Origin of the sequence: Zoogloea sp. LCSB751 (assembly GCF_002028455.1) — a bacterium.
Lineage (GTDB): Bacteria > Pseudomonadota > Gammaproteobacteria > Burkholderiales > Rhodocyclaceae > Zoogloea.
In genome coordinates this window covers 1-395 of the sequence record NZ_MWUM01000103.1, presented here as the reverse complement: position 1 = coordinate 395, position 395 = coordinate 1, and the positions used below count along the sequence as shown (strand labels likewise).

Genomic DNA, 395 nt, shown 5'->3' with positions numbered 1-395 from the left:
TACTTCCGCAGTCAGGACAATGCCAAGCATCTGCTGGGTTCGGCACCCCACGGCGTTGTGGTTACCGACCAGTGCGCCAGTTACCACTGGCTGGATCCGACACGGCATCAATTCTGCCTGGCGCATGTCCAGCGCAACCTGCAAGAGATGGCGGATTATGGCGGCGGCGGTCAGACAGCCTACCTAGGACATCGGCTGGTCGTGCTGTTGAAGACGGTCTTTCGCACCCAGCACCGTTACGAGTCGGGGCTGATCGGTGAACAGATCAGACTCAGACGGATGGAGCGATTACGGCGCAGTATCAAGACGGTACTGTGCAAGGGTGCCGAGGTTCCCGTGCGACGTTATGCCGGTCGCTGCCAGCATATTCTCAAGTATGAAACCGGGCTGTGGGT

General features: G+C 59.0%; 1 protein-coding gene. It reads left to right on the top strand.

All coding sequences use genetic code 11. The features are described from left to right. Positions 1-395 (top strand): transposase (locus B4920_RS25935; RefSeq protein WP_139379650.1); only part of this gene is annotated, 395 nt, incomplete at both ends.